Origin of the sequence: Haemophilus influenzae (assembly GCF_019703545.1) — a bacterium.
GTDB lineage: Bacteria > Pseudomonadota > Gammaproteobacteria > Enterobacterales > Pasteurellaceae > Haemophilus > Haemophilus influenzae_E.
Genome location: NZ_AP018771.1, coordinates 1,720,148 through 1,742,627, shown reverse-complemented (window position 1 = coordinate 1,742,627; position 22,480 = coordinate 1,720,148). Strand labels below are relative to the sequence as shown.

The following is a 22,480-nucleotide window of genomic DNA, read 5'->3' as shown; positions in this document are numbered from 1 at the left end:
CAAAATTTTATTTCGCATATCCCTATATCCCCTTCCGCCCTTCGGGCACCTTCCCCCGCAAGCAGGGAAGGCAAGTTTTTAAAACCTCTAATAAGCAGGGGAAGGTAAGTTATCATTATTTATTTTATAACTTCTAATCTTGGCTCCACCCATTTATGGGGGGAGCTGCCGAAGGCTGAGGGGGGATAAATGCTCAATTTCAACATAAATTGCCTCAAGTACATTATCTATGTCTTTTAGTACTTCATCATTCCAAAACCGAATAACTTTATAGCCTTGTGCTGTTAAGAATTTTGTTCTTTCTAAATCATATTGTTCTTGTTCTACGTGCTGAATGCCATCTAATTCAATAACAAGTTTTAATTTTCTACTGCAAAAATCCACAATGTAATGACCAATAATAACCTGTCTATTAAAACGGATACCACAAAAGAGTTTATTTCTCAAATGGTACCATAGTGCATACTCTGCATCTGTCATATTATGTCTTAATTCTGTAGCATATTGGGCTAATCGTTTATTTTTATTTCGCATATCCCTATATCCCTATATCCCCCTTCCGCCCTTCGGGCACCTTCCCCCGCAAGCAGGGGAAGGCAAGTTATCATTCTTTATTTAAATATCTCAAGTAAGGCTTGAACAGGGTGTTTTAACACCACATGTTCATAACGTTTTACCTGACTGCGGCAAGAATAACCAGTTGCTAAACAAAAGTGCGGATCTTTTCCATGTAGTTTTTTATGCCACGATACATCGTAGATTTCTCGGCTCATTTTTTGATTTTGCACTTCATGTCCAAATACACCAGCCATACCGCAACATCCTACTTTTTCTACATTAAGTTGTTGTCCAAATCTTCCAAAAATTTCTTGCCATTCTTTTGGACTGTTCGGCATAAAAGTAGATTCCGTACAATGCGGGAATAAATACCAATCGAAAGTGCGGTCAGTTTTGGCGATGTTTTTTAACTTCTCTTGTAAATCCGCATTTTGTAATCTTTGTTTTAACCATTCGTGTGCGGTGAGAACGTGAAAGTCGCCCCGTTTTTCTTGTAGTGCTTCTTTGTATTCGTCTCGATAAGATAGCACGATGGCTGGATCAACGCCCACAAGCGGAATGCCTAATTTTGCCATTCGATTTAAAAACTCGGCTTGGGTTTTTGCTGTTTTGCTAAAGCGTTTTAAGAAACCTTTAATGTGCATTGCTTTGCCGTTTGGTTTAAATGGCAACAGAATTGGTGTAAAGCCTAATTCCTGCGTAAGCATAACAAAATCGCGTACCACTTTCGCATCATAGTAAGATGTGTAAGGATCTTGCACAATAAATAAAATATCGTTTTTTTCTACCGCACTTAGGTCTTCCAATTCTTCCAAGGATTTGCCTTGATAATGAATTTCCACCAGTTGTTGTTGCAAATTGGGTTCAGAAAGCAAGGGCAAATCGGTCATGCCTAGCGTTTTTTCCACTAATGTTTGCGTGACTTTTAGCTTGGTAAAATAATTAAAGAATTTTGCCTGTTTTGCCATATAAGGCGCTGCGATTTCTAAATTTGCTACAATGTGATCTTTTGCGGGGCGTAAGTAGCGGCTATGATAAAAATGAAAGAATTTCGCACGGAAACTTGGTACATCGATTTTAATCGGGCATTGGCTCGCACAGGCTTTACAAGCAAGGCAAGTGTCCATTGCAGCTTTCACTTCGTGAGAAAAATCATAGTCGCCTCGCCATTTTTGAACTGTATTGCTTAGTCTTTTTACAAGTGCGGTTAGTTTTATTTCTGTTTTACGGAAGTCTAATTGTTCGGACGAAACATTTTCATTCGCCATCAATCGAAGCCATTCTCGAACCATGGCTGCACGACCTTTCGGCGAAAATACACGGTTTTTACTGACTTTCATCGATGGGCACATAATGCTGTGTTCATCAAAATTGAAACATAAGCCGTTTCCATTGCAGTTCATCGCACCCTTAAATTCATCACGCACTTGGATAGGAATTTGGCGATCCTTATCAGCTCGCATCGGCGAAAGAATAGAATAAAGTTCCTCTTTGGAATCCAAAGGTGTACAGATTTTGCCAGGATTTAAGCGATTGTTCGGATCGAATAAGGTTTTGATATAACGAAGTTCGTGCCAGAGTTCTGGGGTAAAGAATTTTTCGCCGTAATGGGAACGCACGCCTTTTCCATGTTCTCCCCAAAGTAATCCACCATATTTAATCGTAAGTTCTGCCACTTCATCTGAAATTTGTTTGAATAATTTCACTTGTTCTTTATCGCATAAATCAAGCGCAGGGCGAACGTGTAACACACCAGCATCCACGTGCCCAAACATGCCGTATTGTAAATTGTGCTGGTCTAATAAAGCGCGAAATTCACTGATGTAATCCGCAAGATTTTCTGGGGGGACACAAGTATCTTCCACGAAAGGAATCGGTTTGGCAGCACCTTTTGCATTACCAAGTAAGCCCACGGCTTTTTTTCGCATTGCATAAATACGTTCAATAGAAGGTAAATCAGAACAAACTTGATAGCCAATAATGTGATCTTGGTTGTGTTCGATTTTTTCATCAAGTGAGCGACAAAGTGCGGTGACTTGGCGGTCTATTTTTTCTTTATTATTACCAGCAAATTCCACAATATTTAATCCGAGGATTGGATCTTTTTCATCTTCTGTAAGAAGTTCATTCACAGAGTGCCAAATAATATCTTGTTTGGCGAGGTTTAAGACTTTGGAATCAACGGTTTCCACAGAAAGCGCATTGGCTTTTACCATAAAGGGTGCATTGCGTAATGCCGCATCAAAAGAACGATATTTAATATTGATGAGCGTGCGATACTGCGGAATTGGCAGAAGATTGAGTTTGGCTTCGCAAATAAATGCGAGAGAACCTTCAGAACCAGTGAGAATTCTCGTGAGATTAAATTCACTTTCATCTTCATTAAAGACATTTTTCAGATCGTAACCCGTTAAAAAACGGTTAAGTTGTGGCAAATCTTTAATGATAGCCGCTCTTTTTTCTTTACAGTGTTGCGCGATTGTTTGATGGAGTCTTTTGCTACTCTCACTTAATTTAAGCGCATCAATGTTTTCTAAAACATCAACAGAATTGACCGCACTTGTATCTAAAATTTCGCCATTTATTAAGACTGCACGTAATGCCAAAACATGATTAGAGGTTTTACCGTATTGCAATGAACCTTGCCCCGAGGCATCTGTGTTAATCATTCCGCCTAAAGTCGCTCGATTGCTGGTGGATAACTCTGGAGCAAAGAATAAACCATGTGGTTTTAAAAATTGATTAAGTTGATCTTTTACAACGCCTGCTTGTACTTTAACCCAACGTTCTTTTACATTGAGTTCTAAAATGGCAGTCATATGACGAGAAAGATCCACTATTATATTGTTATTGATGGATTGCCCATTTGTGCCAGTGCCTCCACCGCGAGGCGTAAAGCTGATTGATTGATATTTTGGTAAATTTGCCAATTTGGTTATACGCACTATATCAGCAACATTTTTCGGAAAAAGAATCGCTTGTGGAAGTTGTTGGTAAACGCTGTTATCCGTAGCCAGACTTAATCTATCCGAATAATTTGTTGCAATATCCCCCTCAAAATGTTGGCATTGAAGATCATCAAGATCATCAAGATCATCAAGATCATCAAGATAATCAAGTACATATTGTTCAACTTGAGGAATGCGATTTAGATTTGGCAACATAGTATTTAACTCATTTGAAGGTAAAACGGCAGGTTCTTGATAATATCTTAAGGTGCGAACAATGTCGAATTAGATTTTAAGCGTTTTGGGGAGGCATTTTATGGAGTGAATTTAGTCAAGAAAATGATGTTGTTTGATTAAATAATAGTCAAAACACTCAAAAGAATTTGATCTTTTCAATTTTTATAGGATAATAAGTGCACTTTTGAACGTTCCTTTGGGGTAAACATAAGCAAAGGAATTGAATTTGTCAAAAGGTAATAAAGTAGGGCAAATTCAAAACCCTAGTTAAGTGACTGTTTAGAATGTAGCTTTAATTAAAAGTTCAGTATAAACAAGGACACTTTTTTATTACTATTCGATCACTAAATAGAGGACATCAAAATGAAAAAAACTGCAATCGCATTAGTAGTTGCTGGTTTAGCAGCGGCTTCAGTAGCTCAAGCAGCTCCACAAGAAAACACTTTCTACGCTGGCGTTAAAGCTGGTCAAGCATCTTTTCACGATGGACTTCGTGCTCTAGCTCGTGAAAATAATGCAGGTTATCACCGTAATTCTTTCACTTATGGTGTATTCGGTGGTTATCAAATTTTAAATCAAAATAACTTAGGTTTAGCGGTTGAATTAGGTTACGACGATTTCGGTCGTGCTAAAGGTCGTGAAAAAGGTAGAACTGTTGCTAAACACACTAACCACGGTGCACATTTAAGCTTAAAAGGTAGCTATGAAGTGTTAGAAGGTTTAGATGTTTATGGTAAAGCAGGTGTTGCTTTAGTTCGTTCTGACTATAAATTATACGATAAAAATAGTAGTAGTAGTACTTTTGAAAACCTAGGCGAACATCACAGAGCACGTGCCTCTGGTTTATTTGCAGTAGGTGCAGAATACGCAGTATTACCAGAATTAGCAGTTCGTTTAGAATACCAATGGCTAACTCGCGTAGGTAAATACCGCCCTCAAGATAAACCAAATAGTGCACTTAACTACAACCCTTGGATTGGTTCTATCAATGCGGGTATTTCTTACCGTTTTGGTCAAGGCGAAGCGCCAGTTGTAGCAGCACCTGAAGTTGTAAGCAAAACTTTCAGCTTAAACTCTGATGTAACTTTCGCATTTGGTAAAGCAAACTTAAAACCTCAAGCACAAGCAACATTAGACAGCATCTATGGCGAAATGTCACAAGTTAAAAGTGCAAAAGTAGCTGTTGCTGGTTACACTGACCGTATTGGTTCTGATGCGTTCAACGTAAAACTTTCTCAAGAACGTGCAGATTCAGTAGCTAACTACTTTGTTGCTAAAGGTGTTGCAGCAGACGCAATCTCTGCAACTGGCTACGGTAAAGCAAACCCAGTAACTGGCGCAACTTGTGACCAAGTTAAAGGTCGTAAAGCGCTTATCGCTTGTCTTGCTCCAGACCGTCGTGTAGAAATCGCGGTAAACGGTACTAAATAATTTTAGTATTTGTTTAACGAAAGATTAAATACAGCAAAAGGCTTAAACTTCGGTTTAGGCCTTTTGTTTTAAATGAATATAAAACCAAGCATTTCAATCAAGTTTTAACTTGTGATAAAATGCTTACCTCGTTTATTTATAGGGAACATTATGGAAACCTTAGACAAAATCAAAAAGCAAATTAGTGAAAATCCCATTCTTATTTATATGAAAGGTTCGCCAAAATTACCATCTTGTGGTTTTTCTGCTCGTGCATCTGAGGCATTAATGCACTGCAAAGTGCCTTTTGGTTATGTGGATATTTTGCAACATCCAGATATTCGCGCTGAATTACCAACATATGCAAATTGGCCAACTTTCCCACAATTATGGGTTGAGGGAGAATTAATTGGTGGTTGTGATATTATTTTAGAAATGTATCAAGCAGGCGAATTGCAAACTTTATTAGCTGAAGTGGCAGCAAAGCACGCTTAATCACAGTGGAAAAATAAAACCCGCAATAAGCGGGTTTTTTATATAATAAATTTACCTTTCATTATTAAATAATAGATTAAGCAAACTTTAATACCTTAGAAAGTGCGGTAAAAAATTTATCGTTTTCTTCAGGTAAACCAATACTTATGCGTAAATGATTTGGCATACCATAACCAGCAATTGGGCGAACAATTACACCTTCTCGTAACAACGCATCATAAATCGAAGCGGCAGGTTGTTTGAAATCAATGGTTATAAAATTTCCTTTGGAGGGAATATAGTCCAATTGATTTTTTTGACAAAAGTCTTCATAACGTCGCATTTCTACTCGATTATTTTCAGCGACTTTTTCAACAAATTCATCATCATTCATTACGGCAACAGCAGCGGTTAATGCCAAAGAATTACAATTAAATGGTTGTCTAACTCGATTTAATAAATCCGCGATTTCAGGATTAGATACCGCATAACCAATGCGTAAGCCTGCCAAGCCATAGGCTTTAGAAAGAGAGCGTGAAATAATTAAATTTGAATATTTTTTTAATAAACTGAAAGAGTTTACTCGTTCTTCAGCTTTGGTAAATTCCGTGTAGGCTTCATCTAATACCACGATTACATTTTGAGGGACTTCTGCTAAAAAATCTTCAATTTCTTGTGAAGTTAAAAAATTACCCGTTGGATTATTGGGATTAGCAATGTAAACGAGCTTTGTTTTATCAGAAAGTGCGGTCAAAAATCCTTGTAAATTATGCCCCCAATTTTTAGCTGGAATTTCTTTTGCAATTGCATTAATCGCTTTAGTTACTAAAGGATAAACAATAAAGGCATATTGTGAATAAATGATTTCATCGCCTTCTGCTGCGAAAGTGTGAGCAAAAAGTTCTAATAAATCATTTGAGCCATTTCCGAGCGTAATTTGATTTGGTTGAACGCCAAATTTGTTTGCGATAGTTTGTTTTAGTTCAAAGCCATTGGCATCAGGATAACGAGTTAGTTTATCTAATTGTTCAAAAATTGCTTTTTTTGCACTTTCTGGAAAACCAAATGGGTTCTCGTTTGAGGCAAGTTTAACGATATTGGAAATGCCAAGTTCTCGTTCTAATTCTTCAATGGGTTTGCCTGCTTGATAAGGGGATAAGGATTTTACGCCACAATTGGCAATGTTGATGTACTGCATAGTGTTATTTGTAAATATTGATATGGGTTAGTATGAATTTTCAAATAAATTTGGGCGTGGTAAATATGCCCATTGAAAATGTTCTTTAACTATTGAGGAAGATTTTCAGCTTCAAATTTTTTCATAAATGTAATCAGTGCTTCAACACCATCTTGCGACATTGCGTTATAAATAGATGCACGCATTCCACCTAAAACTTTGTGTCCTTTCAAGGCTTGTAAGCCTGCAGCAGTAGACTCTGCGACAAATTTTGCATCTAATTCAGCATTGCCAGTGATGAAAGTCACATTCATTGTTGAGCGGTTTTCTTTTGCTACCACATTGCGGTAAAGTTTGCTCGAATCAATATAATTATAAAGAGTTTGTGCTTTTAGCACATTACGTTTTGCGATTACTTCTAAGCCACCTATTTCTTTAAGATGTTTAAAGACGAGGGAACATAAATACCAAGCAAAAGTTGGGGGGGTGTTGATCATTGAATCTGCATCACGTTGAGTTGCATAATTCCAAATGGATGGGGTTTCTTTACGCGCGTTACCGATTAAATCATCACGAATAATGACTAACGTAATGCCCGCTGGGCCAAGATTTTTTTGCGCACCTGCATAAATTACCCCAAATTTACTGATATCAATTTGACGTGAAAGAATATTTGAAGACATATCCGCGACCAATACGGCATTGCCCACATTTGGTACATCAAAAATCTCCACACCACTGATGGTTTCATTCGGGCAATAATGAACGTAGCCATATTGATCAGCGATATGGCTAAAATCAAGATCGGTAATTCGAGTCTGTTCGCCATTTTCTACGATAGTGATTTCATCAATTTCTGCAAAATTTCTTGCTTCTTTTGCTGCTGTAGCTGACCAATGCCCACTATTTAAATAAAGGGCTTTGCCTTTTTTACCGATTAAGTTCATCGGAATCGCGGCAAATTGACCGCGAGCACCACCTTGTAAGAAAAGTACACGATAGTTATCAGGAATATTGTAAACCTCACGTAGATCTTTTTCCGCTTGGGTAACGAGTTCCATAAAATACTTTCCTCGATGGCTTACTTCCATTACGGACACACCTTGATTGAGCCAGTTTGTAAGTTCATTTTGTGCTTTTTGCAACACTTCTGGGAAAATCATCGCAGGACCTGCGCTAAAATTAAAGACTTGTGACATTGTATTTCCTTGCTTTTTATGAAAATAATGGTGTCTTTTTTATCACTACAAAAATCGATAATCAATGCTTTTTACTGAAATCAAAAAAATTCTTTCTATCATTCATAAAATAGAGGGTAAATTTTGACGATTGATTAAAAAAAAGCTAAATTACGGCACAGTCATTTTATTTATTTTAAAGGGAGTTGTTATGGAAATTGTGAATAAACAATCTTTTCAAGATGTGTTGGAATACGTGCGTATGTATCGTTTAAAAAATAGAATTAAACGAGATATGGAAGACAATAATCGTAAGATTCGCGATAACCAAAAACGCATATTGTTATTGGATAATTTAAATCAATATATTCGTGATGATATGACTATTGCAGAAGTACGCGGAATTATTGAAAGTATGCGTGATGATTATGAAAGCCGTGTGGATGATTACACAATTCGCAATGCTGAACTTTCTAAGCAACGCCGTGAAGCGAGTACGAAAATGAAAGAACAGAAAAAAGCACACGCAGAATTATTGAAAAATGCTGAAAAATAATAGGATAACTAGAGCCGACTGAATCAGTCGGCTTATTTTTTATAAGCTATTCATTGCGTTAATGATTTTAATTTCATCAAAATTGACAATATCTTCTTGGAATATTGTGCGTTCTTGAATTTTCCCTTCTTGTAATAATTTTTCTCGTTGTGTGCCTAAAAGCAATGGCGTGTCTGGCGTGTACCATTTTTTTCCTTGGCGAAAAATTAAATTACCGATGGAACAATCTGTCACTTTTCCATTTTTGATAATCATAATTTCATCACAAGCACCACGTTGAGCAAATAATGTATTAATTAAACTGCGATCTGAATATTTCAAACTATATTCAATGTCATCACAAATTACAGGTTGAAAAGTGCGGTAGATTTTTCGTTGGTATTCAAAATATTGAATTTGTGTGGTTTCGGCATTGTAATCAATGCGGCAGCGAATTAATTGATTTTGTAAAGGCGTTGGAAGTTGAATGAGTGAAAAAAGATTAAAAATTTTCACCGCACTTTTACCATAATATTCACGCAAACTACGTTCATATCGCACTTGGTGTAAATCGATATTTTGAATTTTCCCGTTTTCAATACAAAGGGTTTCAAATAGAGGATACATTAATCCGCACCTTCAATCGGTAAATAGACTTTTTCTAACAATTCTTCATATTCATCTTGCACATTGCTATGAATGGTAATTCCCCCTCCACTATGAAAATAAAATTTTTCATCTACTTGAGAAATAAATCGAATTGCCACCGCACTTTGTAGTGTTTTGCCATCAAATATGCCAAAAATTCCTGTGTAATAACCGCGCTTTTGTTTTTCTGCTTGTTGAATAATCTGCGTGGTTTTTTCTTTTGGTGCACCACTAATAGACCCAGCAGGCAACAGTTTCTCTAAAATATCACCAATTTGATTTTGCCAGTTTTCATTCAATTTTCCGTAAATTTCAGAACTGGTTTGCAGTATTTCGCCTTTCTGGGTTTTGATACGATCGATATAACGAAATTTTTTCACTTGAATGTGTTCTGCCACCATAGATAAATCATTACGCATTAAATCAACAATCGTGTAATGCTCGCGTTGTTCTTTTTCATTTGTGAGTAACTGATTTTCTGCATCGGGCAGAGAGGCATTAATTGTCCCTTTCATGGGATAGGTAAAAATATTGTTGTCATGAATATTGACAAAACATTCAGGTGAAAAGCAAACGAATTGATCTTGTAACCACAATTTATAAGGTGCGTTGGTTTGATGAAAAATTTGTTCAAGTGACAGATTACCTGAAATTTCAGTGGGGTAGGTGAGATTTAATAAATAAGAATTACCTTTTTGTAATTCACTTTGAACAAGTTTAAAACCTTGTTGATAATGCGAGAAAGGCATTGGATGTTTGGTAAAATTAAGAGGGAGAGGCCGTGGAGAAATCGTGCAATTTTTTTTGCCTAAAATATCAAAATAAATGCCTTGTTGTGCAGAATTTTCGAGAGGACAAATCAAGGGTTTTTCTTTTTCAAAATCAATAAGAAAGAAAAATGGCGTGCGTTGTTTGCCATAATGATTAGCCTGTTCAATAAAATGTTGCATTGTGCTTTGTGCCATTTTGCGTAAAATGACCTGATTATAACGAATACCGAACTGTTATGAAATTACTCATCATTAATAATCACGATTCTTTTACTTTTAACTTGGTGGATTTAATTCGAAAATTAAATGTGCCTTATGATGTTTTAAACGTAGAAGATTTGAAAGAAAATACAGCGGAAAATTATAGCCATATATTGATTTCGCCAGGGCCTGATATACCATGCGCTTATCCACAACTTTTTTCCATGTTGGAAAAATATTATCAGCAAAAATCTATTTTAGGTGTGTGTTTAGGGCATCAAACCTTATGTGAATTTTTTGGTGGTACATTGTATAACTTAGAGAATGTTCGTCACGGGCAGAAACGAACATTAAAAGTGCGGTCAAATTCTCCATTGTTTTTTGATCTTCCAACTGAATTTAATATCGGGCTATATCATTCTTGGGGCGTACAGGAAGAAGATTTTCCTGATTGCCTAGAAATCACCGCACTTTGTGATGAAGATGTAGTGATGGCGATGCAACATAAATCTTTGCCAATTTATAGTGTCCAGTTTCATCCAGAATCTTATATGTCAGACTTTGGCGAGAAAATTTTGCGTAATTGGTTGGCGATTCCTCCCACAACTAACCCATAATACCGCTTGCTTATTAAGCAAAAATGCGTATTATAGCCGTCTATACGTCAATACATCCAAATTTAAAAGAAGAAGAGAGAAAATATGTCTAGCTATTTATTTACATCTGAATCTGTCTCTGAAGGGCATCCAGATAAAATTGCCGATCAAATTTCTGATGCAGTACTTGATGAAATCCTAAAACAAGATCCAAAAGCACGAGTAGCTTGTGAAACTTACGTAAAAACCGGTATGGCATTGGTGGGTGGGGAAATCACCACATCAGCATGGGTTGATATTGAGAATTTAACCCGTAAAGTGATTTGTGATATTGGTTATGAACATTCTGAAATGGGTTTTGATGGTCATTCTTGTGCGGTGCTTAATGCGATTGGTAAACAATCTGCAGATATTAATCAAGGCGTTGATCGTGAAAATCCATTAGATCAAGGCGCAGGCGACCAAGGTATTATGTTTGGTTATGCCACCAATGAAACGGATGTATTAATGCCTGCAGCCATTACTTATGCTCATCGCTTAATGGAAAAACAAGCTGAAGTGCGTAAAAGCGGTAAATTAGCATGGTTACGCCCAGATGCGAAAAGCCAAGTTACGTTAAAATATGAAGATAATAAAATTGTTGGTGTGGATGCGGTTGTGCTTTCTACTCAACATTCTGAAGAAGTTAGCCAAAAAGATTTACATGAAGGTGTGATGGAAGAAATTATCAAACCTGTATTACCAAGTGAATGGCTTTCTAAAGAAACAAAATTCTTCATTAACCCGACTGGTCGTTTTGTTATCGGTGGGCCAATGGGTGATTGTGGTTTAACTGGCCGTAAAATCATCGTGGATACTTACGGTGGTGCCGCTCGTCACGGTGGTGGCGCATTCTCAGGAAAAGATCCATCTAAAGTAGATCGTTCTGCGGCTTATGCTGCACGTTATGTCGCAAAAAATATTGTGGCAGCTGGTTTAGCAGATCGTTGTGAAATCCAACTTTCTTATGCGATTGGTGTGGCTGATCCAACATCTATCATGGTCGAAACCTTTGGAACTGGAAAAGTTGCAAATGAATTATTAGTGTCATTAGTTCGTGAGTTTTTTGATTTACGTCCTTATGGCTTAATTAAAATGTTAGATTTAATCCAACCAATCTATCGTGAAACGGCGGCTTATGGCCATTTCGGTCGTGAGCAATTCCCTTGGGAAAAAGTGGATCGTGCAGCAGAATTACGTGTTGCAGCAGGATTAAAATAATAGGCTTGAATTTTTAGTTTGAAAGGTTTATATTGGAAAGGCAACAAGGTTTCTTGTTGCCTTAGTTGGTTTAGGTTGCTACCAAGCTGGGGAGCTAAAGGACAGCAACAAGAACCCGATAATAATCATTAAGATGATTTTTATCATAAGGCTATCTCCTTTCAGAGTTGTTAAACAAAGCTGATCGAGATTGAGTTACTGCCTGACCCGCCAGTCAGGCAATAACGTACCTGACCAACCGCTGGTTATTCTATCATATAAAAACCGCTTATCTAGCGGTTTTTGCTTTTACCGATGACATCAATATCACTCATTCCATTTCGTCATTTAAAAATGCAAGTGCAACGCAAATTGAATCAGTCTTTGCTGCTTGCAGAGGCTTATTTTAAGCGAAAATTTACAATGCCAGAGGTAAATTATGAGTTACGTGGCATAAAGGCAGGCTTGGCTTACCTACAAAAAAATGAAATAAAATTTAACCGCACTTTATTGCAAGAAAATACGGATGAATTTATTCGACAAGTCGTGCCACATGAGCTTGCACATTTGATTGTGTATCAAATGTTTGGTCGCGTAAAACCACACGGGAAAGAGTGGCAGCTTGTAATGAATGAAATTTTTAAGCTTCCCGAAGACACTTGCCATCAATTTGATATAAAAAATGTGCAAGGTAAAACCTTTGAATATCGTTGTGCTTGCCAAACCCATTTTCTAACTATTCGTCGGCATAACAAAATAATGAAAGAAAACATCGAATATTTGTGTAAAAAATGTAAGGGAAAATTAGTTTTTGTCGATGATGAAGAATAATTTTTGTGATATATTTTTTCAGTTTATTCAATAAATAAAGGAGTTATCCAATGAAAAAATCTTTATTAGCAGTTATTGTTGGTGCATTTGCCTTTGCTTCTGTTGCAAATGCGAATATCTATGCTGAAGGCGATATCGGTTTATCTCAAACTAAAGCAAACGGTAGTAACAATACAAGAGTTGAACCTCGCGTATCCGTGGGTTATAAAGTAGGAAATACACGTGTTGCGGGTGATTATACTCATAATGGAAAAGTTGATGGCACAAAAATTCAAGGTTTAGGTGCATCAGTATTATATGATTTTGACACGAATTCTAAAGTGCAACCTTATGTTGGTGCTCGTGTAGCGACTAATCAATTTAAATACACCAATCGCGCAGAACAAAAGTTTAAAAGTTCTTCTGATATTAAGCTCGGATATGGTGTTGTAGCAGGTGCGAAATATAAATTAGATGGCAACTGGTACGCTAATGGTGGGATTGAGTACAATCGTTTAGGTAATTTTGATAGTACCAAAGTTAATAACTATGGTGCGAAAGTTGGTGTGGGTTACGGATTCTAATTTTTAGAATACAAAAATCTTTTTTATAAAACACTTTAATTTAACGGTGATCGTTTAAAACAATCACCGTTATTTATTTTGGGATTATTTCAATACGCTAAAACCCAAAACTTACCCCAGTTGCAGCACCCACACCGTTATTGGTATCAGCAGAGCCAGAAAGGCTAATTACCATATTTGGTTTAGGCGTATAACGGACTCCAGCTGCAACGGCAGATTGTCCTCGATAAGTCCCTGCAGCTACGCCAGTAATTTGGCGGGTTATGCCTCTTATTTTATTCCCCACTGAAACCGAACCCGCAGTGCCTTTCCAAGTTGAAACTAATTTATTTTTAGCTGTTTCATAAGATTTAGTCGCATTGTCAATCTTAGCTTGATTTGGATTAGCTGCGGTTTTCAACTGTTCCATATTGCTTTTTAACCCAGCAACTTCCTCTTTTTTTTCGGCAAATCGTAAAGAATATTACGTAATTCTGCCAAATCAGCATAATTTTGACGCTCTGTTTTATAAGCATTTTCCAATGGCTTAATTTCAAAAATATGTGATCAAGATCACAAAATAAAAAATCCCAACGGAGATTGGGATTTAAAATCACTAAAAATTTTACCGCACTTTATGCTTTGCTTACTTCAAAACGTTCAAATGCCAACACTTTTTTCTCTAATTTACGTAGTAATAAAGTCGCAATGCCTGTGATAATTAAATAGATACCACCCGCGATGCCGTAAATTGTGAGTGCATCATATTCTGTACCATAGAGTTGGCGTGCGTAACCCATAATATCCATAATCGTAATGGTGGATGCTAATGCCGTGCCTTTAAATACCAAAATAATTTCGTTACTGTAAGACGGCAATGCGCGTTTTAAAGCGTAGGGAATTAAGATTTTGAGTGTCTGTAATCGGCTTAACCCTAACGCTGCGCAACTTTCCCATTGTCCTTTATGAATGGCTTTTACTGCACCGTGAAATAATTGGGTGGAATAAGCTGCGCTGTTTAGTGCTAAAGCTAATGCAGCACAGAACCACGCATTGGATAAGACATACCATAATGGGCTGTCAATAATCCATTGAAATTGGCCTGGCCCTGCATAAATTAAAAAGAACTGTACTAACAGTGGCGTGCCAGTGAATAAAGTAAGGTATAAATTAACCGCTCTTTTTACCCATTTGTTTTCCATTGAAAGCAAAAAGGTGAGAAATAATGCCAAACAGAAGGCAATCAGCAACGATACGACTGTAAGCAACAAACTCGTTGGAATCCCTTGTACGATCACGCTTAAATATTCTTGAAACATTATTTCATGCCCCTTTCAAAACGAGTAAAACGCAGCTCTAATTTTCGAATACCAACTTGGCTAATTAATGTCACTGCCAAATAAATTAACGCAGCAATACCGTACCAAGTGAAGGGTTGATGAGTATTGGTATTAATCAGATCCGCTTGGCGCATCAAATCGTCTACGCCAATTAATGAAACCAATGCCGTATCTTTTAGTAATACAAGCCATTGATTGCTTAAACCCGGTAAAGCGTGACGCCATACTTGTGGCATAACAATATGAATGAACGTATAGCTTTTGCTTAAGCCTAACGCCGCACCAGATTCCCATTGACCTTTCGGAATAGCTTGAATTGCGCCGCGTAATGTTTGTGAAGCATAAGCTGCAAAAATAAGAGAAAGCGCAAGCATGCCACAGCCAAATGCACCAAATTCAATGTATTCTCCTGTCAGCATTTCTACTAATTCAGTAGAACCAAAATAGACAAGTAATACAACAATAATTTCGGGTAAGCCACGTAATAATGCCACAAATACTGTCATCGGCTTGCCAACAAAGCGATTTGCTTCAAGCACGGCAAAAATAAGGCTTAAAAATAAGCCTAAGAGCAATGAACAGACCGCAAGCCCTAAAGTCATTAGAGCAGCGGTAAACATTAAAGAAAGAAAGTCAGAAAACATAAATTATTTTGTCATCCATTTATCATAGATTTTTTGGTATTCGCCATTTGCTTTAATTGCAGCTAAACCTTTGTTTAATTGTGCAGCCAAATCTTTGTTTGATTTGTGCATTGCAATACCTAAACCATTACCAAAATATTTTTTATTGGTCACTTTTTCGCCTACAAATTGAATTTCTGGCTCTTTGGAAATCATATCGGAAAGCACTGCGGTATCGCCCAAAATAATGTCAATCCGACCGCTCTTTAAGTCTAAAATGGCATTTTGTAAACTTGCATAGGATTTTGGACTATATTGCTTGGTTTCTGCTACGGTATATTGTTGGAATGTTGTACCATTTTGAACACCTATATTTTTTGCACTTTCTAAGGTTGCTTTGCCTTTAAGAGCAACATAGCTTGCAGAGCTATCGTAATACGCATCAGAGAATAACACTTGTTTTGCACGAGCATCGGTAATATCGATTGCGGAAATTGCTGCATCAAAACGTTTTGCTTTTAAACTTGGAATTAATGAATCAAAGGTTTCGCTCTTGAATTTACAGGTTGCTTGGATTTCTTGACAAATTGCATTCGCCACATCCACATCAAAACCAATAATTTCGCCTTTTGCATTTGTGGTTTCAAATGGTGGATAGCTAGGTTCCATTGCAAAAGTGAGTTCTTGTGCGCTTACAGCAATAGATGATCCCAATAAAATGGCAGTTAATAATGTTTTTTTCATCGTAAGTTCCTTATTTTCTAGTGAGAAAGATAGTGTTTAAATTGTTCCGTTTTTGGATTTTCAAAGCAATCAGCCGATCCCATTTCGATGATTTTACCTTGTTCCATATAGACGACTTTTGTCGCCACTTTTTGCGCCACATTGACTTCGTGGGTCACAATCACTTGCGTAATGCCAGTTTCTTGTAATTCTTTAATAATATCTACAACTTGCGCAGTAATTTCTGGATCTAGCGCAGCCGTTGGTTCATCAAATAATAGAACTTGTGGCTTCATCATTAGTGCGCGCGCTATTGCAACACGTTGTTGCTGACCGCCTGATAAATGCAATGGAAAGCGATCGGCAAGTTGTTCTAAACGTAAACGTTTTAACAATTCCATTGCATCGGTTTTCGCTTCATTTTCACTCACACCACGCACTTTCATTGGTGCTTCAATTAGGTTTTCAATTACCGTTAAGTGTGGCCAAAGATGATATTGTTGAAACACCATTCCTACATCTTGGCGTAATTGTCGGATTGCTTTGGGATTTGCCATTGCATTGGATAAATTAAATTCATTATTTGCAATACTTAATTCACCAGACTTTGGCACTTCTAACAAATTTAATGTGCGAATTAATGTACTTTTGCCTGCACCACTTGGGCCCAGCAACACAACGGTATCGCCTTCTTCTGCTTCAAGGTTAATATCAAATAACGTTTGTGATGAACCGTAAAAGAAATTGAGATTTTTAACACGAATAGCCATTTTTCTTCTCTATGCTTTATAAGATGAAAAAATATTACATTTTTATGCATAATTATGCAAGTGCTGTTAATAAAAAATCCCAAAAAATTTTGGGATTTAAAAAACTCGCTTGAAATCAACCGCACTTTAGGCTTGTTTTGCCATTTCAAACTCAATTAACATCATTAAAATATGAATAACTTTGATATGGATTTCTTGAATACGATCTGCATAACGGAAATGGGGTACGCGAATTTCAACATCTGCTAATCCTGCCATTTTTCCGCCATCTTTGCCTGTCATCGCAATCACTTTCATGCCTTTTGTTTTTGCCGCTTCAATAGCATTTAAGATATTTTTTGAATTACCAGAGGTTGATAAACCGAATAACACATCGCCTTTTTGACCCACCGCTTCAACATAGCGTGAAAAGACATATTCATAACCAAAATCATTACTTACACAGCTTAAATGGCTTACATCTGAAATCGCAATAGCAGGATAACCTGGGCGATTTTCACGATAACGACCCGTTAATTCTTCTGCAAAATGCATCGCATCACAATGCGAGCCGCCATTACCACAAGAAAGCACTTTGCCTCCTTGTTTGAAGCTATTCGAAATTAATAATGCGGCTTCTTGAATTAATTTAATGTTATTTTCGTCAGAAATAAATTTGTTTAACAAATCTTGTGCTTCCACAAGTTCTGCTTTGATTTGATCTAAATACATTGATTGCTCCTTGTTGGGAATAAAATCACAATGGCATTGTATAGCAGATGAAGATTCTTCGCTAGCCTAAATAAAAATTCATCTTTTTTCGATGAAATGATGATTTTTTGCGATTTAGATCGAAAAAATAAGTTTGAGTAGTTGGGGATTTTTCAAGATATGTTTATCTTACGTAAATTCTTAGCCCTTAATTTTCAAAAACACAATGAAATTTTACCGCACTTTGTTACTTTTCTTTGCTAGTTCTTTTGCTTATGCTAACTCAGATTTAATGCTTCTTCATACCTACGATAATCAATCAATAGAAGGTTGGGTGATGTCTGAAAAATTAGATGGTGTACGCGGTTATTGGGATGGAAAGCAATTATTAACTCGACAAGGGCAACGTTTATCACCGCCCGCCTATTTCACTAAGGATTTTCCGCCTTTTGCCATTGATGGTGAATTATTTAGTGAGCGAAATCATTTTGAGGAAATTTCATCCATCACAAAATCTTTTAAAGGCGATGGTTGGGAAAAACTGAAATTGTATGTTTTTGATGTGCCTGATGCAGAGGGCAATTTATTTGAGCGTTTAGCTAAATTAAAAGCGCATTTACTTGAACATCCAACAACTTACATTGAAATTATTGAGCAAATTCCTGTTAAAGATAAAACCCATTTATATCAATTTCTTGCACAAGTCGAAAATTTGCAAGGCGAGGGCATTGTTGTACGTAACCCTAATGCACCTTATGAACGTAAGCGAAGCTCACAAATTTTAAAATTGAAAACAGCACGAGATGAAGAATGTACGGTTATTGCACACCATAAAGGCAAAGGACAATTTGAAAATGTGATGGGTGCTTTAACTTGTAAAAATCATCGGGGAGAATTTAAAATCGGTTCGGGTTTTAATTTAAAGGAACGAGAAAATCCCCCTCCGATAGGATCTGTGATTACTTATAAATATCGAGGCATTACGAATAGTGGAAAACCTCGATTTGCAACCTATTGGCGAGAGAAAAAATGAGCCTATTTATAAATCTGACAAAATGAATTTAATCAATATGGAAACAAGCGATTAATTTTCCATCAGTATATTGTTCCAAGTGCGGTTGATTTTCACGACATTTTTCTGTCGCTTTCCAACAACGAGGATTAAATGCACAGCCTTTTGGCGGATTAATTGGGCTTGGCAATTCGCCTGTCAGTTTTATGCGCTCACGGCGCAAGTTTGGCGACAAACGTGGCGTTGCTGAAAGTAACGCTTTGGTATAAGGATGCTGAGGATTAGAGAAAATTTGTTCTGTTGTTCCTTTTTCGACACAGCGACCTAGATACATTACCATCACTTCATCGGCGATATGCTCTACCACGGAAAGATCGTGTGAAATGAATACGTAAGACAAGCCTAGTTCATCTTGTAAATCCATCATTAAATTCAGTACTTGCGCACGCACGGAAACATCCAATGCAGAAACAGGCTCATCGGCAACAACCACATCGGGATCTAACATTAAACCACGAGCGATGGCAATACGTTGGCGTTGTCCGCCTGAGAACATGTGGGGATAACGATCATAAAATTCAGCGCGCAAGCCCACTTTTTCCATCATCGATAAAACTTTTTCTCGACGTTCTTTGGCGGAAAGTTTTGTATTGATGATTAATGGTTCTTCCAAAATTGAACCAATCTTTTTGCGTGGATTTAACGATGCGTAAGGATTTTGAAAAACTATTTGAATTTTTTTACGACGTAGTGCTTTTGTTTCAGAATCATTTTCTAAAAAATTATGCCCTTTGTAATAAAGTTCGCCTTTGGTTGGTTCTTCAATCATGGTTAGCAAACGCCCTAGCGTTGATTTTCCACAACCTGATTCACCCACGACTGCTAAAGTTTTACCTCGTTCAAGCTGAAAAGAGACACCATCCAACGCTTTTACTTGCTGTGGTTTTGCAAACAAGCCTTTTTTTACAGGGTAATATTTTTTTAAGCCAATGGCATTTAATAATGGCGGATTTTCTTTTACTTCATTCGTCATTATTAAGCTCCTTGATATTCAACTGGATTGCCTTGCTCGTTCAGTGGAGTATGGCATTTTACTTTACGCGAACCGATCTGATGCAATTGAGGTTCAACTTGGCGACAATATTCGGTGGCATAAGGGCAGCGAGGATTTAATAAACAGCCTGTTGGGCGATCGTATTTTCCAGGGACGACCCCTTGTAATGATTCTAAGCGAGATTTTCCCTCTGCAAATTCAGGTAATGAACGTAACAAGGCTTGTGTGTAAGGGTGTTTTGGCTCGCGGAAAATATCTTTTGCGGTGCCTTCTTCAACGATTTGTCCTGCATACATCACGATAATTCGCTCTGCCGCTTCAGCCACAAGTGCTAGATCGTGAGTAATCAAAATTAGGGACATACATTCTTTCTTTTGCAATTCAAGTAAGAGTTCCATAATTTGAGCTTGGATAGTCACGTCCAATGCCGTGGTTGGTTCGTCAGCAATCAATAATTTAGGTCTGCAAGCAATTGCCATCGCAATCATCACGCGCTGGCTCATTCCACCAGACAGCTGATGGGGATAAACATCAATCCGAGATTCAGGATCAGGAATACCGACCAATTTTAAAAGCTCTAAAGTGCGGTCTTTTCTTGCCTTTTTTGTGCCGCCCTCGTGAGTTTTTAACGCCTCCATAATTTGGAAGCCCACAGTATAAGCTGGATTCAAACTTGTCATCGGATCTTGGAAAATCATCGCAACATCAGCACCAATAAGCTGGCGTTTAGCTTTACTCTCTAAAGTGAGTAAATCAGTATTTTCAAATTGCAAGGATTCAGCAGATACACGTCCAGGATGATCAATTAATCCCATAATTGCGAGAGAACTCACAGATTTACCTGAACCCGATTCCCCCACAATGCCAAGCACTTCGCCTTGTGCGACTTGGTAGCTGATACGATCCACTGCTTTAAATGGCGTTTTTTTATCGCCAAAGTGAACAGAAAGTTCTTTTACATCTAATAATGCCATTCTGTTTTCCTATTGTTTGAGTTTTGGATCAAGGGCATCACGCAAGCCATCGCCCATTAAGTTGAAAGCAAGCACCAAAGATAAAATCACTAAGCCAGGAATTGTAACCAACCAGTTTGCCGCTTGCATAAAACCACGTGCTTCTGAAAGCATTGTGCCAAGTTCAGGTGTTGGTGGTTTTGCACCAATGCCTAAGAAACCAAGTGTTGCGAGTTCTAAGATAGCATTGGAAATGCCCATAGTCATTTGCACAATTAAAGGGGCTAAACAGTTTGGTAAAATCACAATAAACATGAGGCGTAAAATACCTGCCCCTGCCACTTTAGATGAAGTCACATAATCACGATTTTTTTCATTCATCATCGCTGCTCGAGTTAAACGCACATAGCTAGGAATCGATACCACGGCGATCGCTAAAGTGGCATTGGCGAGTGATGGCTCTAAAATAGAGACGACTACAATCGTCAAAAGTAAGTTTGGAATTGCGAGCATAATATCAATTAGGCGAATGATAATTGTATCTAGCACGCCGCCATAATAACCAGAAATCAAGCCAAGGCTGGTACCAAAGGCGCAAGATAGTAATACGATGATAAATCCCGCAAAGACGGAAATTCGCGTTCCATAAATAATACGCGAAAGAATATCTCGCCCAATATCGTCTGTGCCGAGTAAATAGGCAGGATTACCGCCCTCATACCAAGCAGGGGGAAGTAAAAGTGCGGTACGATTTTGTTCTGTTGGATCAAAAGGTGCAATATAAGGTGCGAGAATGCTGATTAAGGCAACAATCAAAATAAAAATTAAACCAATTAGCGCACCACGATTTTGTTTAAAGTAAAACCAAAATTCTTGTAAGGGTGTTTTTGGCGCGAAAGTTAAAGGCGTGTCAGACATAATTTCTCCTACAATTAATGACGGATACGCGGATTGACCACGCCGTAAAGTAAATCGACGGTTAAATTCACCACAATAATAATCGTCGCAATAATCAGTACAGAACCTTGTAATACCGGATAATCACGGGCTTGAATGGCATCAATAATCCATTTTCCAATCCCCGGCCAAGAGAAAATGGTTTCTGTGAGAACTGCACCAGAAAGCAATTGACCTACAATTAACCCGACCACAGTGACAACAGGAATTAACGCATTACGCAATGCGTGAACAATAACAATTCGAGTATAGCTTAAACCTTTTGCTTTAGCCGTGCGAATGTAATCTTCGCCTAATACTTCCAACATCGCAGATCGTGTCATACGCGTAATAATGGCAAGAGGAACTGTGCCTAGGACTATTGCAGGAAGAATTAATGATTTCACCGCATTTTCGAAGGCACCTGGCATACCAGAAAGCCAGCTGTCAATGAGCATAAATCCTGTTGGTGTATCGATCCAAAATTCATTATCTAAACGCCCACCTTGTGGCAAACCGAGTTGTGGCGAAACATATAAAATTAAAATCAATCCCCACCAGAAAATCGGCATAGAATAACCTGTGAGCGATGCAGCTGTAACGGTGTGAGAAATCCAACTGTCTTTTTTTACTGCGGCAATCGTGCCTAAAATTATTCCACCTAATAATGACCAAAATAACGCAAAAAAAGCTAATTCAGCGGTAGCAGGAAAAAGCGTAAAAAATTCAGTAAGGACAGGTTGTTGAGTGCGGAACGATGCACCGAAATCCCCTTGAATTACATTGCCAATATAGTGGAAATATTGCTGATAAAGAGGTAAATCTAAACCCAATTGGTGCATCATTTGTTGATGTACTTCTGCCGTTAAGCCACGTTCCCCCATCAGAATTTCCACAGGATCACCGGGAATAAAATGCACAAGGGCAAAGGTAATAAGAGTAATGGCAATAAAAGTAGGGATCACCATTAAGATTCGTTTGAATACAAATTTAAACATTCCATCACTCGTAGATAATAAAAGTGCGGTAAAAATT

At 37.6% G+C, this 22,480-nt stretch carries 24 protein-coding genes; 8 read left to right on the top strand and 16 right to left on the bottom strand.

Features of this window, described 5'->3' with window-relative positions; all coding sequences use genetic code 11:
- Positions 1-153: 153 nt before the first annotated feature.
- Both K6J66_RS08795 and ydiJ read right to left on the bottom strand, forming a co-directional pair.
- A complete protein-coding gene (locus K6J66_RS08795) occupies positions 154-534 on the bottom strand; it encodes an endonuclease domain-containing protein (RefSeq protein ID WP_005657205.1) in 381 nt (126 codons plus the stop codon).
- 77 nt (positions 535-611) lie between these two features.
- Complete coding sequence (gene ydiJ, locus K6J66_RS08790; RefSeq protein WP_110442524.1) at positions 612-3,722, bottom strand: D-2-hydroxyglutarate dehydrogenase YdiJ; 3,111 nt, start codon at positions 3,720-3,722, stop codon at positions 612-614.
- Between the two features lie 384 nt (positions 3,723-4,106).
- On the opposite strand from ydiJ, the gene ompA reads away from it, so the two are divergent.
- Positions 4,107-5,174 (top strand): porin OmpA, encoded by a 1,068-nt coding sequence (gene ompA / locus K6J66_RS08785; RefSeq protein WP_110442523.1) that lies wholly within the window; start codon positions 4,107-4,109, stop codon positions 5,172-5,174.
- A gap of 150 nt (positions 5,175-5,324) precedes the next feature.
- Complete coding sequence (grxD, locus tag K6J66_RS08780) at positions 5,325-5,648, top strand: Grx4 family monothiol glutaredoxin (RefSeq protein WP_005653629.1); 324 nt, start codon at positions 5,325-5,327, stop codon at positions 5,646-5,648.
- A 76-nt stretch (positions 5,649-5,724) separates the two neighbouring features.
- Here the strand turns inward: grxD and hisC are convergent, their stop codons facing one another.
- Together hisC and serC are read right to left on the bottom strand one after the other, a co-directional pair.
- Positions 5,725-6,825, bottom strand: coding sequence for a histidinol-phosphate transaminase (hisC, locus tag K6J66_RS08775; protein ID WP_110442522.1), 1,101 nt, complete (start codon positions 6,823-6,825; stop codon positions 5,725-5,727).
- Between the two features lie 89 nt (positions 6,826-6,914).
- Positions 6,915-8,003 carry a 3-phosphoserine/phosphohydroxythreonine transaminase gene (gene serC / locus K6J66_RS08770; RefSeq protein ID WP_110442521.1) on the bottom strand — a complete coding sequence of 363 codons (1,089 nt, stop codon included), beginning with the start codon at positions 8,001-8,003 and terminating at the stop codon, positions 6,915-6,917.
- 190 nt (positions 8,004-8,193) lie between these two features.
- Between serC and K6J66_RS08765 the strand changes: the two genes are divergently transcribed.
- Positions 8,194-8,538, top strand: coding sequence for a DUF496 family protein (locus tag K6J66_RS08765; RefSeq protein ID WP_005653635.1), 345 nt, complete (start codon positions 8,194-8,196; stop codon positions 8,536-8,538).
- Positions 8,539-8,577: 39 nt separating this feature from the next.
- On the opposite strand, the gene K6J66_RS08760 is transcribed toward K6J66_RS08765, so the two are convergent.
- Both K6J66_RS08760 and K6J66_RS08755 read right to left on the bottom strand, forming a co-directional pair.
- Complete coding sequence (locus K6J66_RS08760; protein WP_038440001.1) at positions 8,578-9,144, bottom strand: aminotransferase class IV family protein; 567 nt, start codon at positions 9,142-9,144, stop codon at positions 8,578-8,580.
- The gene (locus tag K6J66_RS08755; RefSeq protein WP_038440000.1) at positions 9,144-10,130 is read right to left on the bottom strand and encodes an aminodeoxychorismate synthase component I; all 987 of its coding nucleotides are present in this window, start codon (positions 10,128-10,130) and stop codon (positions 9,144-9,146) included. The genes K6J66_RS08760 and K6J66_RS08755 overlap by 1 nt, the downstream gene beginning before the upstream one ends.
- Positions 10,131-10,171: 41 nt before the next feature.
- Here K6J66_RS08755 and K6J66_RS08750 point away from each other — a divergent pair, with 41 nt between their 5' ends.
- The 4 genes from K6J66_RS08750 (at position 10,172) to K6J66_RS08735 (ending at position 13,365) form a co-directional block, all read left to right on the top strand.
- Positions 10,172-10,753: an anthranilate synthase component II gene (locus tag K6J66_RS08750; RefSeq protein WP_038439999.1), complete on the top strand. Its 582-nt coding sequence runs from the start codon at positions 10,172-10,174 to the stop codon at positions 10,751-10,753.
- 84 nt (positions 10,754-10,837) lie between these two features.
- The gene (metK, locus tag K6J66_RS08745) at positions 10,838-11,992 is read left to right on the top strand and encodes a methionine adenosyltransferase (RefSeq protein WP_005627231.1); all 1,155 of its coding nucleotides are present in this window, start codon (positions 10,838-10,840) and stop codon (positions 11,990-11,992) included.
- Positions 11,993-12,286: 294 nt separating this feature from the next.
- A complete protein-coding gene (locus tag K6J66_RS08740; protein WP_038439998.1) occupies positions 12,287-12,802 on the top strand; it encodes a SprT family zinc-dependent metalloprotease in 516 nt (171 codons plus the stop codon).
- 50 nt (positions 12,803-12,852) lie between these two features.
- Entirely contained in the window at positions 12,853-13,365 is a 513-nt protein-coding gene (locus K6J66_RS08735; protein ID WP_038439997.1) for an opacity family porin, read from the top strand.
- Between the two features lie 97 nt (positions 13,366-13,462).
- Here the strand turns inward: K6J66_RS08735 and K6J66_RS08730 are convergent, their stop codons facing one another.
- The 6 genes from K6J66_RS08730 to lpcA form a co-directional block, all read right to left on the bottom strand.
- Positions 13,463-13,774 carry a YadA C-terminal domain-containing protein gene (locus K6J66_RS08730; protein ID WP_038439996.1) on the bottom strand — a complete coding sequence of 104 codons (312 nt, stop codon included), beginning with the start codon at positions 13,772-13,774 and terminating at the stop codon, positions 13,463-13,465.
- Positions 13,775-13,979: 205 nt separating this feature from the next.
- Complete coding sequence (gene artM / locus K6J66_RS08725) at positions 13,980-14,663, bottom strand: arginine ABC transporter permease ArtM (protein WP_038439995.1); 684 nt, start codon at positions 14,661-14,663, stop codon at positions 13,980-13,982.
- A complete protein-coding gene (gene artQ / locus K6J66_RS08720) occupies positions 14,663-15,328 on the bottom strand; it encodes an arginine ABC transporter permease ArtQ (RefSeq protein ID WP_038439994.1) in 666 nt (221 codons plus the stop codon). Before artQ ends, artM begins: the two co-directional genes overlap by 1 nt.
- 3 nt (positions 15,329-15,331) lie before the next feature.
- On the bottom strand, positions 15,332-16,051 hold the full coding sequence (locus K6J66_RS08715; protein ID WP_038439993.1) for a lysine/arginine/ornithine ABC transporter substrate-binding protein: 720 nt from the start codon (positions 16,049-16,051) through the stop codon (positions 15,332-15,334).
- A 17-nt stretch (positions 16,052-16,068) separates the two neighbouring features.
- Positions 16,069-16,800: an arginine ABC transporter ATP-binding protein ArtP gene (gene artP, locus K6J66_RS08710; protein ID WP_038439992.1), complete on the bottom strand. Its 732-nt coding sequence runs from the start codon at positions 16,798-16,800 to the stop codon at positions 16,069-16,071.
- Between the two features lie 126 nt (positions 16,801-16,926).
- Entirely contained in the window at positions 16,927-17,511 is a 585-nt protein-coding gene (gene lpcA / locus K6J66_RS08705; protein ID WP_005660419.1) for a D-sedoheptulose 7-phosphate isomerase, read from the bottom strand.
- 205 nt (positions 17,512-17,716) lie between these two features.
- Between lpcA and K6J66_RS08700 the strand changes: the two genes are divergently transcribed.
- Entirely contained in the window at positions 17,717-18,523 is an 807-nt protein-coding gene (locus K6J66_RS08700; protein ID WP_038439991.1) for a DNA ligase, read from the top strand.
- 28 nt (positions 18,524-18,551) lie between these two features.
- On the opposite strand, the gene K6J66_RS08695 is transcribed toward K6J66_RS08700, so the two are convergent.
- The 4 genes from K6J66_RS08695 to K6J66_RS08680 are packed head-to-tail and all read right to left on the bottom strand — an operon-like array spanning position 18,552 to position 22,443.
- Positions 18,552-19,535, bottom strand: coding sequence for a peptide ABC transporter ATP-binding protein (locus K6J66_RS08695; RefSeq protein WP_005657163.1), 984 nt, complete (start codon positions 19,533-19,535; stop codon positions 18,552-18,554).
- 2 nt (positions 19,536-19,537) lie between these two features.
- Positions 19,538-20,530: a dipeptide ABC transporter ATP-binding protein gene (dppD, locus tag K6J66_RS08690; RefSeq protein WP_038439990.1), complete on the bottom strand. Its 993-nt coding sequence runs from the start codon at positions 20,528-20,530 to the stop codon at positions 19,538-19,540.
- Between the two features lie 9 nt (positions 20,531-20,539).
- Entirely contained in the window at positions 20,540-21,427 is an 888-nt protein-coding gene (locus K6J66_RS08685) for an ABC transporter permease subunit (protein WP_005653671.1), read from the bottom strand.
- Between the two features lie 14 nt (positions 21,428-21,441).
- Positions 21,442-22,443, bottom strand: a complete 1,002-nt coding sequence (locus tag K6J66_RS08680; RefSeq protein WP_005647473.1) for an ABC transporter permease subunit — start codon at positions 22,441-22,443, stop codon at positions 21,442-21,444.
- Positions 22,444-22,480 lie beyond the last annotated feature (37 nt).

Coding starts and splice junctions, on each gene's coding strand:
- serC (WP_110442521.1), bottom strand. CDS start 8,003: ATGTCACAAGTCTTTAATTTTAGCGCAGGTCCTGCGATGATTTTCCCA.
- lpcA (WP_005660419.1), bottom strand. CDS start 17,511: ATGTATTTAGATCAAATCAAAGCAGAACTTGTGGAAGCACAAGATTTG.
- K6J66_RS08695 (WP_005657163.1), bottom strand. CDS start 19,535: ATGACGAATGAAGTAAAAGAAAATCCGCCATTATTAAATGCCATTGGC.
- ydiJ (WP_110442524.1), bottom strand. CDS start 3,722: ATGTTGCCAAATCTAAATCGCATTCCTCAAGTTGAACAATATGTACTT.
- K6J66_RS08715 (WP_038439993.1), bottom strand. CDS start 16,051: ATGAAAAAAACATTATTAACTGCCATTTTATTGGGATCATCTATTGCT.
- grxD (WP_005653629.1), top strand. CDS start 5,325: ATGGAAACCTTAGACAAAATCAAAAAGCAAATTAGTGAAAATCCCATT.
- artM (WP_038439995.1), bottom strand. CDS start 14,663: ATGTTTCAAGAATATTTAAGCGTGATCGTACAAGGGATTCCAACGAGT.
- ompA (WP_110442523.1), top strand. CDS start 4,107: ATGAAAAAAACTGCAATCGCATTAGTAGTTGCTGGTTTAGCAGCGGCT.
- dppD (WP_038439990.1), bottom strand. CDS start 20,530: ATGGCATTATTAGATGTAAAAGAACTTTCTGTTCACTTTGGCGATAAA.
- artP (WP_038439992.1), bottom strand. CDS start 16,800: ATGGCTATTCGTGTTAAAAATCTCAATTTCTTTTACGGTTCATCACAA.
- metK (WP_005627231.1), top strand. CDS start 10,838: ATGTCTAGCTATTTATTTACATCTGAATCTGTCTCTGAAGGGCATCCA.
- artQ (WP_038439994.1), bottom strand. CDS start 15,328: ATGTTTTCTGACTTTCTTTCTTTAATGTTTACCGCTGCTCTAATGACT.
- K6J66_RS08680 (WP_005647473.1), bottom strand. CDS start 22,443: ATGTTTAAATTTGTATTCAAACGAATCTTAATGGTGATCCCTACTTTT.
- K6J66_RS08760 (WP_038440001.1), bottom strand. CDS start 9,144: ATGTATCCTCTATTTGAAACCCTTTGTATTGAAAACGGGAAAATTCAA.
- hisC (WP_110442522.1), bottom strand. CDS start 6,825: ATGCAGTACATCAACATTGCCAATTGTGGCGTAAAATCCTTATCCCCT.
- K6J66_RS08755 (WP_038440000.1), bottom strand. CDS start 10,130: ATGGCACAAAGCACAATGCAACATTTTATTGAACAGGCTAATCATTAT.
- K6J66_RS08740 (WP_038439998.1), top strand. CDS start 12,287: ATGACATCAATATCACTCATTCCATTTCGTCATTTAAAAATGCAAGTG.
- K6J66_RS08730 (WP_038439996.1), bottom strand. CDS start 13,774: ATGGAACAGTTGAAAACCGCAGCTAATCCAAATCAAGCTAAGATTGAC.
- K6J66_RS08700 (WP_038439991.1), top strand. CDS start 17,717: ATGAAATTTTACCGCACTTTGTTACTTTTCTTTGCTAGTTCTTTTGCT.
- K6J66_RS08735 (WP_038439997.1), top strand. CDS start 12,853: ATGAAAAAATCTTTATTAGCAGTTATTGTTGGTGCATTTGCCTTTGCT.
- K6J66_RS08795 (WP_005657205.1), bottom strand. CDS start 534: ATGCGAAATAAAAATAAACGATTAGCCCAATATGCTACAGAATTAAGA.
- K6J66_RS08765 (WP_005653635.1), top strand. CDS start 8,194: ATGGAAATTGTGAATAAACAATCTTTTCAAGATGTGTTGGAATACGTG.
- K6J66_RS08750 (WP_038439999.1), top strand. CDS start 10,172: ATGAAATTACTCATCATTAATAATCACGATTCTTTTACTTTTAACTTG.
- K6J66_RS08685 (WP_005653671.1), bottom strand. CDS start 21,427: ATGTCTGACACGCCTTTAACTTTCGCGCCAAAAACACCCTTACAAGAA.